The 13,677-nt window shown below is 72.6% G+C and carries 15 protein-coding genes, 1 tRNA gene and 1 pseudogene; 4 read left to right on the top strand and 13 right to left on the bottom strand.

What is annotated here, in order from left to right; all coding sequences use genetic code 11:
- Positions 1-57: 57 nt before the first annotated feature.
- The 4 genes from AWH51_RS07260 to AWH51_RS07245 form a co-directional block, all read right to left on the bottom strand.
- On the bottom strand, positions 58-978 hold the full coding sequence (locus tag AWH51_RS07260; protein ID WP_063071426.1) for a carbohydrate ABC transporter permease: 921 nt from the start codon (positions 976-978) through the stop codon (positions 58-60).
- Entirely contained in the window at positions 975-1,925 is a 951-nt protein-coding gene (locus tag AWH51_RS07255; RefSeq protein ID WP_063071425.1) for a carbohydrate ABC transporter permease, read from the bottom strand. Before AWH51_RS07255 ends, AWH51_RS07260 begins: the two co-directional genes overlap by 4 nt.
- A gap of 63 nt (positions 1,926-1,988) precedes the next feature.
- A complete protein-coding gene (locus AWH51_RS07250; protein WP_063071424.1) occupies positions 1,989-3,338 on the bottom strand; it encodes an extracellular solute-binding protein in 1,350 nt (449 codons plus the stop codon).
- 102 nt (positions 3,339-3,440) lie between these two features.
- A complete protein-coding gene (locus AWH51_RS07245; RefSeq protein ID WP_063071423.1) occupies positions 3,441-4,448 on the bottom strand; it encodes a LacI family DNA-binding transcriptional regulator in 1,008 nt (335 codons plus the stop codon).
- Positions 4,449-4,566: 118 nt separating this feature from the next.
- Here AWH51_RS07245 and AWH51_RS07240 point away from each other — a divergent pair, with 118 nt between their 5' ends.
- Positions 4,567-4,986, top strand: a complete 420-nt coding sequence (locus tag AWH51_RS07240; protein ID WP_063071422.1) for a hypothetical protein — start codon at positions 4,567-4,569, stop codon at positions 4,984-4,986.
- Positions 4,987-5,019: 33 nt separating this feature from the next.
- On the opposite strand, the gene AWH51_RS07235 is transcribed toward AWH51_RS07240, so the two are convergent.
- From AWH51_RS07235 to galU, 7 genes are all read right to left on the bottom strand, one after another.
- On the bottom strand, positions 5,020-5,415 hold the full coding sequence (locus AWH51_RS07235) for a DUF3054 domain-containing protein (protein ID WP_081234953.1): 396 nt from the start codon (positions 5,413-5,415) through the stop codon (positions 5,020-5,022).
- A gap of 9 nt (positions 5,416-5,424) precedes the next feature.
- Positions 5,425-7,053, bottom strand: a complete 1,629-nt coding sequence (locus AWH51_RS07230; protein ID WP_063071421.1) for a DUF7059 domain-containing protein — start codon at positions 7,051-7,053, stop codon at positions 5,425-5,427.
- A gap of 74 nt (positions 7,054-7,127) precedes the next feature.
- A complete protein-coding gene (locus tag AWH51_RS07225; RefSeq protein WP_063071420.1) occupies positions 7,128-8,729 on the bottom strand; it encodes a cellulase family glycosylhydrolase in 1,602 nt (533 codons plus the stop codon).
- Positions 8,730-8,973: 244 nt separating this feature from the next.
- A tRNA-Ala gene (locus AWH51_RS07220) sits at positions 8,974-9,046 on the bottom strand.
- A 66-nt stretch (positions 9,047-9,112) separates the two neighbouring features.
- Positions 9,113-10,078: a hypothetical protein gene (locus AWH51_RS07215; RefSeq protein ID WP_063071419.1), complete on the bottom strand. Its 966-nt coding sequence runs from the start codon at positions 10,076-10,078 to the stop codon at positions 9,113-9,115.
- A 125-nt stretch (positions 10,079-10,203) separates the two neighbouring features.
- On the bottom strand, positions 10,204-10,872 hold the full coding sequence (locus tag AWH51_RS07210) for a GNAT family N-acetyltransferase (RefSeq protein ID WP_063071418.1): 669 nt from the start codon (positions 10,870-10,872) through the stop codon (positions 10,204-10,206).
- Positions 10,873-10,965: 93 nt separating this feature from the next.
- On the bottom strand, positions 10,966-11,862 hold the full coding sequence (galU, locus tag AWH51_RS07205) for a UTP--glucose-1-phosphate uridylyltransferase GalU (protein ID WP_063071417.1): 897 nt from the start codon (positions 11,860-11,862) through the stop codon (positions 10,966-10,968).
- A gap of 40 nt (positions 11,863-11,902) precedes the next feature.
- Here galU and AWH51_RS07200 point away from each other — a divergent pair, with 40 nt between their 5' ends.
- Together AWH51_RS07200 and AWH51_RS16615 are read left to right on the top strand one after the other, a co-directional pair.
- Entirely contained in the window at positions 11,903-12,478 is a 576-nt protein-coding gene (locus tag AWH51_RS07200; protein ID WP_063071416.1) for a 5-formyltetrahydrofolate cyclo-ligase, read from the top strand.
- 6 nt (positions 12,479-12,484) lie between these two features.
- Positions 12,485-12,625, top strand: a pseudogene (locus AWH51_RS16615) (FmdB family zinc ribbon protein); the annotation flags it as partial.
- A 14-nt stretch (positions 12,626-12,639) separates the two neighbouring features.
- Here AWH51_RS16615 and AWH51_RS16610 read toward each other — a convergent pair.
- Positions 12,640-12,834 carry a hypothetical protein gene (locus tag AWH51_RS16610; RefSeq protein ID WP_368072670.1) on the bottom strand — a complete coding sequence of 65 codons (195 nt, stop codon included), beginning with the start codon at positions 12,832-12,834 and terminating at the stop codon, positions 12,640-12,642.
- Positions 12,835-12,947: 113 nt separating this feature from the next.
- Between AWH51_RS16610 and mscL the strand changes: the two genes are divergently transcribed.
- Positions 12,948-13,430, top strand: coding sequence for a large conductance mechanosensitive channel protein MscL (mscL, locus tag AWH51_RS07190; RefSeq protein ID WP_063071414.1), 483 nt, complete (start codon positions 12,948-12,950; stop codon positions 13,428-13,430).
- Between the two features lie 45 nt (positions 13,431-13,475).
- Here mscL and AWH51_RS16250 read toward each other — a convergent pair whose 3' ends face one another.
- Positions 13,476-13,628 (bottom strand): hypothetical protein, encoded by a 153-nt coding sequence (locus AWH51_RS16250; RefSeq protein ID WP_175345484.1) that lies wholly within the window; start codon positions 13,626-13,628, stop codon positions 13,476-13,478.
- Positions 13,629-13,677: the final 49 nt, after the last annotated feature.

Raw genomic sequence — 13,677 nt, 5'->3', positions numbered from 1 at the left:
CGCCACGACGACGACGGCCCGTCCCGCATCGCGCGGGGCGGGCCGTCGTCGTGCGGGTCACTGCCCGCCGAACCCGGTCGTCGAGATGCCCTTGATGATCTGGCGCTGGAAGAAGAGGAACACCACGATCAGCGGCAGCGCCGCGAGCACGGCAGACGCCATGTTCTGCGCGTACTGGATGCCGTAGGCGCTCTTCACCGTCTGCAGCCCGACCGGGAGCGTCATGAGGCTCGAGTCGTTGGTCGCGATGAACGGCCAGAGGAAGTTGTTCCACGCGCCGATGAAGATGAAGATCGCCACCGCCGAGAGGATGGGGCGCGACAGCGGCATCACGATCTGCAGGAACACGCGCACCCGGCCGGCGCCGTCGACGCGCGCCGCGTCCTCCAGCTCGATCGGGATCTGGTCGAAGAACGCCTTCAGGATGAAGACCATGGCCGGGTGCACGAGCTGGGGCAGGATCACCGCCCAGAGGGTGTCGATGAGGTCGAACGACAGCATCTGGTAGAAGAGCGGGACGATCAGGATCTGCGGGGGCACGATGATCGACGCCACGATCGCGCCCATCAGCACCTTGCGTCCGCGGAAGTCGATGCGGCTGAGCGCGTAGCCGGCGAGCGCGGAGAACACGACCGCCACCACCGTGATCACGCTGCTCGTGAGCAGGCTGTTCCACGTCCACAGGGGGATGGTGCCGCCCTTGAGCACCGAGGCGTAGGCGTCGAGCGTGAAGCCGCCGGCGGGGAAGAGCGTCACGGGGAACGCCGCCGCGTCCGTCTCGGACTTGAAGGACGTGAGCACCGCCCACAGGAACGGCAGCAGCCACGCGGCCGCGAGCACGAGGAGGATCAGCAGCGCCGCGATGCGCGAGGGCGCGAACCGCGGGGTCCCCGTGCGCCCCGCGCGGGCGGCCGAGGTCGTGGCCGGCTTGCGGGCCAGCGTGCCGGCGGAGAAGGCGGGGCGGGTGGCGGTGGTCATGGCTTCCTCCGGGTGGCGGTGAGCTGCACGATCGAGATGACCACGATCAGGGCGAAGAAGATGTAGGAGATGGCGGCCGAGTAGCCGAAGCGGAAGCCGGTGAACCCGGTCTCGAAGACGTACTGCACGATGGGCCGGGTCGCGCCGCCGGGGCCGCCCGCGGTCATCTGGTAGATCTGGTCGAAGACCTTGAGCGACGCGAGCACCTGCAGGATCGCGAGGAGCGCCGTCGTCGGGGCGAGCTGCGGGATCGTGATGGAGAACAGCTGCCGCCACTTCCCGGCGCCGTCGAGGGCCGCGGCCTCGTACTGCTGGTCGGGGATGTTCTGCAGCGCCGCCAGGTAGATGAGGAAGTTGAACCCGACGGTCCACCACACGGTGGTGATCACGACGCTCGCCATGGCGAGGGACGGGTCCTGCAGCCAGGCCGGCTGCGGGAGGCCCAGGGATCCGGCGATCGCGTTCACCACCCCGAGCTGCGGGTTGTACATCCACAGCCAGAAGAGCGACACAACGGTGGACGCGAGCAGGAACGGCAGGAAGAACGACAGGCGCCACAGCCACTGGCCGGGCAGCCCGAGGTTCACGAGCAGCGCGAGGACCAGCCCGACGAGGAGGAGGGGCACGGTGCTCGCGACCGTGAACACGGCGGTATTGCCGAGCGAGCGCCACATCTGGGAGTCGCCGAACGCCTCGGCGTAGTTGGCGAAGCCGATGAAGCCGCCGTTCGCGCCCGTCAGGCTCTGGCCGGTGAGGCTCTGGTAGAAGCCGTAGAGCACCGGCCACACGAGGAAGAGCAGGAAGGTGACGACGAAGGGGGCGATGAAGAGCATCCCCTGCATCTGCTCCTTCGCGCGCGGCCTCGGGCTCGGGCGGCCCGCGACGGGAGGCGGGGAGGCGGGTCCGGTCGCGGGCGAGACCGGGGCGGGTGGTGCAGCTGTCGTCACGAGTGGACTCCTTCGTCGTTTCGCAGGATGGGGCGCCGGGCCGCGGGGAGCGGCCGCGGCCCGCTAAAGGGGGTTGGGCTTGGCGAGCAGCGCGTCGATCTGCCCGATGAACGCGTCGAGGCCGGCCGCGGGATCCTGCCGGCCGAGGAACACGTTCTGCATGTTCTCGGCGAAGAAGGTCTGGAAGTCCGAGCCGGATCCGGTGAAGTACGCCACCGGGTCGTACTCGATCTGCTCGGCCGCGTACGCGTAGTGCGCCTGCGGCAGCAGCTCCGCGTACTCCGGGCTGTCGATGATGGGCTTGTACGCGGGGATGTGCCCGGCGCCCGCCCACTGGAGCGAGTTCTTCAGGAGGTCGGTCACGAACTCGTAGCTCTTGCGGCGCTTGTCCGGATCGGGTGCGCTCTGATGCGGGAGCACGAACGCGTGCGAGTCGGCGAAGGACGCGGGCGTCCCGTAGAGGGTCGGGATCGGCATCGCGTCGAAGGGCAGCTTCGCGGTCTGGAAAGTGGGCAGCTCCCACACGCCCGTGAAGATCGCGCCGCTCTTGCCGCCGGCGAACTCGGCGATGGCGGTGCCGGCGTCGCCGCTCGCGGTCGCGATGGTGCCGTCGAGGAGCGTGCGGATGAACTCGATCGCGGTGAGGGCCTTGTCGCGGTCGTAGACGACCTGGCCGCCCGTGGGCAGCTCCATCTCGCCGCCCATCTGCTTGTAGAGCGTGTAGAAGAGGCGCCACATCTGGGTGCCGTCGCCGAGGTAGCCGTAGCTGAGGCCGTGCACGCCCGTGATCCCCTGCATCGCGCGCATCGCGTCGGCGAAGGCCTCGGGCGAGTCGAGGGGGGCGAGCTGGCCGTCGTCGCCGAGGAGGCCGGCCTGGCCCGCGATGTCGGTGTTGTACATCATCACGAACGGGTGGCTGTCGAGGGCGATGGAGTACAGCTTCCCGTCCACCACGCCCTTGTCCCAGACGCGCGGCTCGAAGTCGGCCTGGGTGACGCCCAGCTCGGCGAGCACGTCGAGGTCCCAGGGGTCGAGGAGGCCGCCGGGCGCGAAGCCGGGGACGCGGGCCGCGTGCATCACGGCGACGTCGGGCGCGCGGCCGCCGACCGAGGCCATGGCGAGCTTCGTGTAGTACGGCTGACCCCAGGCGAGGACCGTGGCGGTGACGTCGAAGTCGCCGCCGGTCGCCTCCGCCTGCCGCACCATCTCCGTCATGCGGATGCCGTCGCCGCCGGAAAGCAGGTGCCAGTACTTCAGGTCGACGATGCCGCCGGCCGCCGCCACCTGGGGCGCGCAGCCCGAGAGACCCCCGACCAGGAACGCGCCGCCCAGGGCGGCCGCGCCGCCCATGATCAGCTGACGCCTCGACCACGCCGTGGGTCGCGCCCCGGCCTTTCCCTCAACAGGATCCATTGACCACTCCTTCGTGATGCGACGATCATTACATCGTTGTAATGGCGAGCGCAACGTTTCCGGGGTCGATCTCGGGGGTCGGCGCGGACCGGGGCGGAGCGATCAGCCCACGAGCGTCGAGCGCGTGCTGCCGCGCACGACGACGCGGTGCGGGATCACGACGTGCACGGGCGGTCCCTCGCGCTCCTCGATGCGCCGCACGAGCTGGGCGACCGCCGCCTCCGCGTAGGCGCGGATGTCGAAGTGCACGGTCGTGAGGGTCGGGATCGAGAAGCGCGACTGGTCGACGTCGTCGAAGCCGGCGACCTGGATCTGCTCGGGCACGCGGATCCCGTGGTCGGCGAGCGCCCGCAGAGCGCCGAAGGCCAGGCCGTCGGTGAAGCAGAACAGCGCGTCGGGCAGCGGGTTCCCGCTGGAGAGCCACGTGTCGACGGCCTCGGCGCCGGACGCGCTGTTCCACCCGGTCCGGTCGATCTCGATCGGCGCTTCGCCCGCCTCCTCCATCGCCCGGAGGTAGCCGATGCGGCGGAGGTCGCCCGCCGCCGACTCCTCGCGCGTGGCCGTGCCCACGGCGGCGATGCGCCGGGCACCGGTGCCGAGGAGGAACCGCGCCATGTCGTAGGAGGCCTGGACGCTGTCGACCCCCACCCGGTCGGCGATCTCCTGCTCCACCTCGCCGATGACCACGACGGGCGGCAGCGACTCCGCGCGCACGATGGCGCTCTGCGAAAGCAGCACCGGGTTGAGGATCAGGCCATCGACCAGGTGCTCGCGCGCGCGGGACATGAGGTCGCGCTCCCGGTCCGGCCGCGACCCGGTCTCCTCCATCTGGATGCTGTACCCGGCCTCGTGCGCCACCTCCACCAGGTGGTGCGCGAGCTCCGCGGAGTACGCCGTGCCGAGGTCCGGCAGCGCCACCGCGATGACGCCCGTGCGCCCGTTGCGGAGTCCGCGGGCCGACAGGTTGGGCACGTAGTCGAGCGCGGCCACCGCCTGCTCGACGCGCTCGCGGGTGGCGGGGCTCACGGCGACACGGCCGGTGATCACGTTGGAGACGGTCTTCGGGGAGACGCCGGCGCGCGCGGCCACGTCCTTGACTGTCGCGCGCATGGTCCTCCCGGTCCCGGACGGCGGCGGTCGGCGGCCGCGGTCGGTGCCCCGAATCTAATGCACCGGCATTCCCCCACCCGCGGAGGCGACGCCCGGGAGGGCCGGGCATACTGCACGGATGATCTCCACCGCGCACGCGACGACCCTCCTGGAGCTCGGCCTCGAGTGGAGCCCCGAGCCCGGCGACCGGTTCCGGATCCGCGGGCAGGGCTTCGAGTCGGACGTCTTCACCATCAGCGAGCTCACCATCGAGGCGCACGAGCACGCGACCGGGACGGTGCTCGGCTTCAACGGCACGACCGAGTGGGCGCTCGACTCGGTCGCCCTCGAGGACAGCCTGTGGCTCCCGCGCGAGGACCAGCTACGGGCGCTCCTCGGCGGCGCCTTCCGTTCGCTGCGACGCGAGATCGGCGGGGCCGAGGACGGCGCTCACGTGGTGCTCGTCGTCATCGCCGGCGAGGAGGTCGAGCACCGCGACCTCGAGGCGGAGGAGGCCTACGCGAAGGCGCTCATCGCCGTGATGGAGGCGGCGGCCTAGTCGCGACCGGCGCCGGAGCCGCGACGACTCGGATCAGGCGCGCGCCCGGCGGCGGACGGCGACGGCGGCGATGCCGCGCCAGCCGAGGAGCAGGATCCCCAGGATGATCGCGGTCGTGATCACGAACGGTACCACCACGCCCTCCCCGGTGAGCGCGCGCAGCACCATGCCGACGACGACCGTGACGCCCCACACCACGAGGCCCGTGGGCACGATGCGGGACGGCGCGCGCCAGGCGCGCGCCACGATCCAGCCCACGACGCTCGCCGCCAGGAACGGCCACGCGGTGCCGAGCACGCCGGACGGCGCGAGGTCCTCGCCGTGGCTGGCGCGCCCGATGAGGACGAAGACGACGACGAGCGCGGCGTCGAGCACGGCGGCGCGGAGGATCTCGGGACGGGCGGCGGGGCGGGCGGTTCGGCGGGTCACCCGGAGATCCTAGGCGTCGTCGCCTGGGCGGCCGGCGGCCTGTCCCGCATCCGCGTCCGCCGCCGCGTCCGGCAGCAGCAGGAACCCGTCGGCCACGAGCGCGCGGATCCGCGGCAGCAGCTCCGCGCGCAGGGCGGCGGCATCCACGGACGTGAGCTGCGCCACGGCGTCCGCGATGGCTCCGACGGTGAGCTCGCCGTCGCATGCCCCCACGAGCGCCGCCAACCCGGTGTCGAGCGGCAGCTCGCGGCCGAAGCCGGCGCCCTGGCGGAGGATCATCACGGTGGGGTCCTCGGCGCCGGGCCAGTGGTGCCGCTCCTCGGTGACGTCGCCCGCGACCACGAGCGCGGTCGCCGCCAGCGCGTCGTCGTCGAGGAGCGCGAGGCCGTCGTGCGCGGCGAGCGACGCGGCGAGGTGCTCACCCAGACCGGTGGGGTTGTGCCCGAGTCCGCCGGGCAGGCGCTCGAGGCGGCGGAGCGTCGGCGCGCCCGCGGCGGGACGACGCAGGGTCAGGTAGCCGAAGCTGACGGCGTCCACCCCGCGGGCGGCGAAGTCGTCGAGCCACGCGCCCATGAGCGACTCGGACTCCGGTGTGCCGGCGCGGGTGCCGCCGTCGCGGATCCACGTCTCGGCGTAGAGCGCGGCGTCCTGCACCTCGCGCTCCACCACCCACGCGTCGAGGCCGGCTCCCGTGCGCGCCGCGGCGCGGTCGAGCCAGCCCGCCACCCGCTCGAGGCCCGGCTCCCCCGCCCGGTGCTCCCAGTTGCCGAGGAGCTGCGCGACGCCGCCGGGCGTCAGGTGGTCGGCGAGGTCGGCGATCACCCCCTCCACGAGCGCGTCGCCCACGAGCCCGGCGTCGCGGTACTCGTACGCGGGAACGCCGTCGGCGCGCGGGGTGATCACGAACGGCGGGTTCGACACGATGTGGTCGAAGCGCTCCCCCGCGACCGGCTCGAACAGGCTGCCGAGGCGGAGCTCGATGGTCGTGACGCCATTGAGCGCCGCGTTCAGAGCGGCGAAGGCGAGCGCGCGCGCGGAGATGTCCGTGGCGACCACGCGGTCGGCGTGGCGGGAGGCGTGCAGCGCCTGGATGCCGCAGCCGGTGCCGAGGTCGAGCGCGTTCGCGACCGGGGTGGAGATCATCAGGCCGCTGAGGGTCGCCGACGCGCCGCCGACGCCGAGCACGTGGTCCTCGTCGAGGGCGCCGCCCGTGGCGAGCTCCCCGAGGTCGGACGCGATCCACCACTCGCCGACGCCGTGAGCGTCGATGAAGCCGTAGGGCCGGAGGTCGACGGCCGGGCGCACGCGGTCGCCGTCGACCTCGACCAGCCCGAGGCGCGCGGCACCGTCGAGGCCGAGCGCCGGGAGTGCGCGTCGCAGGTCGGCGGCGTCCACGGCGTCGCCGAGGACGAAGAGGGCTGCGAGCGCGGCGGGGGCGGGGAGGCCGTCCGCGGTGCGCGCAGCGGCGACGGCGCGGCGGGCGGGGATCCGGTTGCCGCGGTGCAGGGCCTGCCCGGCCGCGTCGCCCCAGACGCCGAGCGCCGAGGCCAGGGTGAAGGGCGCCGCCTCGAGGTCGGCGCGGAGCGCCCGCACCTCCGGGGTCGCGATGGTCACGGACGGGATCGCGGGGCGGGGCACTGACCGATCTTAACGAGCGGCGGCGCCGGCCGCCGGGTGGGAGCCCGACGACCGGCGCCGTGGTGAGGTGGAGGTCAGCGGCTCGTGACGGTGAGCTGCGGCGCGCTCGGAGCGGGACCACCGGCCGCCTGCAGGCCGACGTGCACGGTCTGGCCGGCGGACAGCGCACCTGCCCAGTCCGCGCCCGTGCAGGTCACCGTGCCGGAGGCGACACCGCAGCGCATCCCCCAGCTGTTCCCGACGGAGGTCGTGCCGGAGCTCGCCCACGACACGGTCCACCCGGAGACGGCGGACTTCGCGGTGATGTCGAGATCGGCCACGTAGCCGGACGACCAGGAACCGCCCGGCTGCCACGTCGCCGCCACGGCGCCCGACGTGGCGGGTGCCGGCTGCGGCTGCGGCTGCGGCTGCGGAGCGGGCTGGGCACCGGAACCGGATCCCGAGCCGGAACTGGCGCCGGATCCGGAACCCGAACCCGAACCCGACGATGCCGCCGGGTGCAGGATCGGCGCCATCGCGTCGAGCTTCGCCTGCTCCGGGGTCACCCAGTCGCTCTTCACGAGCCCGCCCGTGTCATTGCTGTCGGGGTTGAACGACCAGAACGACGAGCTGATGCCGGTGGTCTGCAGGTAGGACACCAGGGTGGACAGCCACTGCTTGTCGCTCGTGGTCTCCAGCCGGGTGCCGAACTCGCCGAGCAGCACGGGGGCGACGCCGGTCTTCGCGAGGTAGCCCCAGTGGGTGTCCCACACGCTCGTGAGGTTCTTCGGGTACTCGGGCGAGCTGAACCACGACTGGCCGGAAATGCTCGACGGGTAGTCGTGCGGGGAGTAGACGACGCGGTTCGGCACGCTCAGCCGGACCGGCTTGTCGCCCGCGGCGCCGAGGGCGCCGCCCCACCAGGTGCCCGAGCCGTCGGGCTGCTTGTCGGTGCCCTCGACGATGACGAGCAGCTTCGGGTTGACCGACAGCACCGCGTTCCCGCCGCGCTCGGCGGCGAGCCGCCAGTCGGTGGCCGTGTCGCCCGTGCCCCAGGATGCCTGGCCGTGCGGCTCGTTGTGCAGGTCGACGCCGATGACCGTCGGGTCGTCCTTGTAGCGGTCCGCGAGCATCTTCCAGTCGGAGATCCACTGCGACTCCGGGAGGTCCGACGTGTACCAGACCTCGGACTGCCCGCTCGTGGTGGGACGGTGCTGGTCGAGGAACACGTTGAGGCCGTTGGCCTTGGCGGAGGCGATGACGCGGTCCATGAGCTGCAGCGGGGACAGGCCCCGCAGGTCTGGGTTCGCGTTCAGCCAGTCGGCCGTGCTGGAGGCGTGGAGGCACTCGTTGGCGTACGGGAGGCGCACCGTGGTGAAGCCCATGTCGTGGAGGTGCTTCATGCCGCTGTCGAGCGTGATCTTGTCGAGCCCGTGGAGGACGCAGCCCGACGACTCGAGCCCGAACCAGGCGGCGCCGCGGATGGTGTACGTGGATCCGGATGCGTCGACGATCCTCCCGCCGTCGGTGTGCAGCCACCCGGAGGCGGCCGTCGCGGCGGTCGAGGCGGCGGAGGTGCGCGCGACGGCGCCCGGGTCGGCTGCGGAGGCCGAGGCAGCCGATGCTCCTGCCGCCGCGAGCGCGACCGGGAGGAGGAGTCCGAGCAGTGCAGTGGTGAGGCCTCTTCGTGTCTTCATGGGGGAAGGCTAAGAGGCTCGGAGGGCGCTCGGGAACATCCCTCACAGGACGTGAGGGTGAACGTCGCACTGCGGATCGGCGGGGCGTGCAGCGTCGTCATCCCCGTCATCCCCGTCATCACCGCGTGCGCGCTGCCCGTCGGCTCGGCCGGGATCCCCCGCGGTCACCGGTCGGGCGCACCTCCCGTGGCAGCCCGCGGACGGGTCGGGAGAAAGCAAAAACCCCGCCGGAGCGGGGTTCTTGTGGACCTAAGGAGATTCGAACTCCTGACCTCCTCGATGCGAACGAGGCGCGCTACCAACTGCGCCATAGGCCCTGACAACTCCACGAGACTACCACGTCACGGGGAGCCCTCCGAACCGCGCGGCCCGGAGACGAGGGGTCAGCCGACGGCCCTGCGGCGCCGCAGCACCTCGTCGAGGTCGCCCATGCCGGGCTCGGCGTCATCCACGATGCCCATGCGCGAGAAGCGGCTGTCCGGAGCGGTGCGCGCGGCGGGCGCGAGCGGAGCGGCGGATGCGGCGGGCGCGGCCTCCTCCTCGGCGGACAGGCGCGCGACCTCGGGCTCGAGGTGCGCGCGGCGGAGCGTCTCCTCCGACGCGGCGGCGGCGCGGCGCATCTCCTCGACGGGCGACAGCGGCGTGCGCGGCGCGTTGCCGGCGCCGGGTCGCGGGCCGGGCGCCTGCGAGCGCGAGAGGTAGAGCGGCTTCGGGACGGGGACGGGGGTCCACGACTCGCCCTCCTCCCGCTCGGCGACGGGCGCGGCGGGCTGCTCGGCGGACTCGTGGAAGTCGGTGAAGCCGGTCTGGGGTCGCGGCCGGGCCTCGGGCGCCTGGAGGCGGCGGGCGGCGGCGACCTGGGACATGCGCTGCAGGATCGCGAGCGATCCCATGGTGGCGAGGGACGAGATCACGAGCAGCGTCCACGCGGCACCGCCGGCGACCTGGGCGATGCCGGCGACGACGCCCACGAGGGCGAGCGCGAGGATCGCGGTGGCGACGAGCCGGGTGCGGCGGAGGCGCGTGGCGGCGGAGGGCGACGTTGCGGACACGGGGGCCACTTTCGGTAGGGCGCGCTGGGCGGCGGCGTCTCGCGCGCGCGCGGCGGCTTCGGCTTCTTCGGCGGCGCGGCGGAGCGCGCGCTGCTGCTCGACGACGCTGCGGGCGCTGGTCTCGGCCCGCACCGCGTCGGGGACCTCGGCCGTCTCGGCCAGGATCCGCAGGGTCTGCTGCAGCCGCACGGCGTTGCGCTCGGTCGCCATGTACTGGCGCCGGTGCAGCCACGTGGGCAGGAGGTAGGCGAGCCAGAGCACCGCGGAGAGCGCGATGATGATGCCGCCGGATTGCATGTCCCGAGGCTAGGAGGTCGGGGGCGCACGGCGCGGGAAGCGCGCCGCGTGTCCACCGCTGGACCGGCGCATCCGCAGGCGCGGGCCGGACCCGGCCGGCAGCCGGACCGGCGCCGGATCCCGGGTCAGATGCGGCGCTGCACGGCGAGCGGGGCTGCGGCCGCCTCGACATCGGCGTCGGGCACGCGCGACCACTCCGGGTCCACGCCGCCCTGCTTCCAGCGGTCGAGCACGCTGGTGGACAGCTCCTCCACCACGAGGCCGAAGCAGAAGTGGTCGCGCCAGTCGCCGTTGATGTGGATGTAGCGGCGTCGCAGGCCCTCGTACCGGAAGCCGAGCTTCTGCACGACGCGGAGGCTGGGGGCGTTCTCCGGGCGGATGCAGATCTCCATCCGGTGGAGCCCGAGCGTGGTGAAGCAGTGGTCGGTGGCGAGCGCGACGGCCGTAGGCGTCACGTTCCGGCCGGCGAAGTCCTGGCCGACCCAGTAGCCGATGGTCGCGCTCGAGAGCGAGCCGTAGGCGATGGACGAGACGTTGAGCTGGCCGGCGAACTCGTCGTCGTACTCGATGACGAGCGGCACGCCGAGGCCCGCCCGCGCGTTGGCCTGGAGCGACCGGATGCTCGCGCGGGTGTCGAACGCCATGGGCGCGTAGGGGCTGGTCGCCTCCCACTTGCGGAGCCACGAGCGGTTGTCGAGCAGCGAGCGCTCGAGGGCCCGCGAGTCGCGGAGCCGGATGGGGCGGACGGAGATGCGCCCGTCCCGCATGGTGGGTACGGTCTGCGGCACGTCCATGAGCCTAGGCCCGACCGGGTCGGGTGGCGCCGCGCGCCGGGTATGCCGCGCGGAGCGGATCCCCGGAGGCGGGCCGACCGCCGTGCGCGCGGATCAGCGCTCGAGCGTCTTGACGAACTCGGGCAGCCATTCGCGCAGGCCCTCGCCGAGGTCCTCGTGGTCGACGCCGAGCTGCACGATGGCCTTCAGGTAGTCGAGCCGGTCGCCCGTGTCGTAGCGGCGGCCGCGGAAGACGACGCCGTAGACGCCGCCGGTCCACTCGGGAGCGGCCGCCATCTTCTCGAGCGCGTCGGTGAGCTGGATCTCGCCGCCCTTGCCGGGCTCCGTCTTGTGCAGCACGTCGAAGACCTCGGGGCGCAGCACGTAGCGGCCGATGATCGCGAGGTTGGACGGCGCGGTGCCGGCGGCCGGCTTCTCGACCATCCCGGTGATGCGCACGACGTCGTCGTCGTCCGTCGCCTCGACCGTGGCCACGCCGTAGAGGTGCGTCTGCGAGGGATCCACCTCGAGGAGCGCGACGACGGAGCAGCCGCGCTCGAGCTGGACCTCGATCATGCGGGAGAGGAGCACGTCGCGCTTGTCGATGATGTCGTCGCCGAGGAGCACGGCGAAGGGCTCGCGGCCCACGTGCATCTCGGCGCGGAGCACCGCGTGGCCGAGGCCCTTCGGGTCGCCCTGGCGGACGTAGTGCATGTCGGCGAGGTCGGTGGACTCGTTGACCTTGCGGAGCTTGGCGTCGTCGCCCTTGAGCTGGAGGGTGGCCTCGAGCTCGGCGTTGCGGTCGAAGTGGTTCTCGAGGGCGGTCTTGTTGCGGCCCGTGATCATGAGGACGTCGTGGAGGCCCGCGCCAACCGCCTCCTCCACCACGTACTGGATGGCCGGGCGGTCCACGACCGGCAGCATCTCCTTCGGCATCGCTTTCGTGGCGGGCAGGAACCGCGTCCCGAGCCCCGCCGCGGGGATGACAGCCTTCGTGATGTGGGTGACCATGCGATCGAGCGTATCCACAAAAGCTACCTAGACTCGACCCATGCCGAGCGATGTCCCCAACGAGAAGAGGGCCCTGCGGGCCCAGCTGCGGGAGCGTCGTCGCCAGATGACCTCGACCGAGCGCGACGAGGCGGCCCACGGGCTGACCAGCCGGCTGACCGAGCTGGTGGCGAACCATGACGCGCGTCGCGTCGCCTGCTACCTCTCCACCGTCGACGAGCCGACCACCCGGCCTTTCCTCCAGCGGCTGCACGCGGACGGCCTCCGGGTGCTCCTGCCGGTGTCCCGAGACGACGGCCTGCTCGACTGGGTCGTCAGCGACGGCACCGAGACCGAGGGCCTGTTCGGCCTGCCGGAGCCGGTGGGCGAGCTGCTCGGTCCGATCGCGATCAACGACGTCGACCTGATCATCGTGCCCGCCGCCGCGGTGGACCAGGGCGGCATGCGCATGGGCTGGGGCCGCGGCTACTTCGACAAGACCCTCGGATCCATGGAGGCCTGTCCCCCGGTCTACGCTGTGGTGTTCGACGCCGAGTTCGTCGACGAGCTCCCGCGGGAGAAGCACGACATGCCGGTCGACGGCATCGTGACCCCGACCCTCATCCACTCCTTCTAGGGACCCATGCCCACGTACTCCTACCGCTGCACGCTGTGCGGCAACGCCTTCGACATCGTGCAGGCGTTCACCGACGACTCCCTCACCGAGTGCCCCGTGTGCGGCGGCAAGCTCCGCAAGCTCTTCGCGGCGGTGGGCGTGAGCTTCACCGGCAGCGGCTTCTACCGCAACGACTCGCGCACCGAGGACGCGGCGAAGCGGTCGCGGTCGTCGTCGGGGTCGTCGTCGGCGAAGTCGGGCGACGCGTCGTCGTCCTCGTCGTCCGACTCGTCGTCATCCTCGTCTGACTCGTCGTCCTCGTCGTCCTCGTCGTCCTCGTCGTCCTCGTCGTCCGACTCCTCGGGGTCGGGCACCACGGGCCAGGGCTCCGGTACCGTGGCCCCCAGCACCCCCTCCGGTCCCGCGTCCTCGGGCTCCGGTCCGTCCTCGCCGTCCACCTGATCGGGCGGCCCGCACGACAGGAGCACCCGTGAAGGGCTTCAAGGAGTTCATCCTCCGCGGCAACGTCATCGACCTCGCGGTCGCGGTCGTCATCGGCGCCGCGTTCACCGCGATCGTGACGGCCATCGTCACGTCGGTCTTCAACCCGGTCATAGGGGCGCTCTTCGACGCGAAGGACCTCGCGGAGGCTCTGCCTGTCGGGATCCCGAAGGCGTCGGGCGGCGAGGCCACCATCTACTTCGGCGCCGTGATCGCCGCGGTCCTCAACTTCCTCATCGTCGCGGCCGTCGTCTACTTCGCGCTCGTGCTGCCCGTGAACCACCTCAAGAAGGTGGCGTTCGCCAAGCAGAAGGCCGAGGAGGAGGCCACGCCGAAGGACGTGCCGCCGACCGAGACCGAGCTGCTCATCGAGATCCGCGACCTGCTCGCCGGGCGGCCCTCGCCCGAGGGCTCGCACACGGTGCCGTCGCCGACCGGCCAGCACGCGGCCGAGACCGGGAAGCCCGCCTAGCGGGATCCGCGCTCCCGCACGACCGACCGCCTCCGGTCCGTCCGCTCAGCCCCAGTGGGGCGGGCGGTCGAGCCGGAGGCGGTCGTCGTTGGTGTCGGCCGACGCGGGCGCGTCGCCCCAGCCCTGCGGCGCGTCCTCGGCGGCGCGCACCGCGGGGACGCGCGCGTCGGCCTGGGGCGTGGGGTCGGATCCCGGCACGGGCGGAGTCGACGCGCGCCGCGGCCGGCGCGCCGGCCGGGGCTCCCCC

Source organism: Clavibacter tessellarius, assembly GCF_001618005.1.
Taxonomy (GTDB): domain Bacteria; phylum Actinomycetota; class Actinomycetes; order Actinomycetales; family Microbacteriaceae; genus Clavibacter; species Clavibacter tessellarius_A.
The sequence above is the reverse complement of the archived record's forward strand: the minus strand, read 5'-3'. Positions and strand labels throughout refer to the sequence as shown.

Coding starts and splice junctions, on each gene's coding strand:
- AWH51_RS07260 (WP_063071426.1), bottom strand. CDS start 978: ATGACCACCGCCACCCGCCCCGCCTTCTCCGCCGGCACGCTGGCCCGC.
- AWH51_RS07210 (WP_063071418.1), bottom strand. CDS start 10,872: ATGGACGTGCCGCAGACCGTACCCACCATGCGGGACGGGCGCATCTCC.
- AWH51_RS07245 (WP_063071423.1), bottom strand. CDS start 4,448: ATGCGCGCGACAGTCAAGGACGTGGCCGCGCGCGCCGGCGTCTCCCCG.
- AWH51_RS07200 (WP_063071416.1), top strand. CDS start 11,903: ATGCCGAGCGATGTCCCCAACGAGAAGAGGGCCCTGCGGGCCCAGCTG.
- AWH51_RS07215 (WP_063071419.1), bottom strand. CDS start 10,078: ATGCAATCCGGCGGCATCATCATCGCGCTCTCCGCGGTGCTCTGGCTC.
- AWH51_RS07240 (WP_063071422.1), top strand. CDS start 4,567: ATGATCTCCACCGCGCACGCGACGACCCTCCTGGAGCTCGGCCTCGAG.
- galU (WP_063071417.1), bottom strand. CDS start 11,862: ATGGTCACCCACATCACGAAGGCTGTCATCCCCGCGGCGGGGCTCGGG.
- AWH51_RS07250 (WP_063071424.1), bottom strand. CDS start 3,338: ATGGATCCTGTTGAGGGAAAGGCCGGGGCGCGACCCACGGCGTGGTCG.
- AWH51_RS07225 (WP_063071420.1), bottom strand. CDS start 8,729: ATGAAGACACGAAGAGGCCTCACCACTGCACTGCTCGGACTCCTCCTC.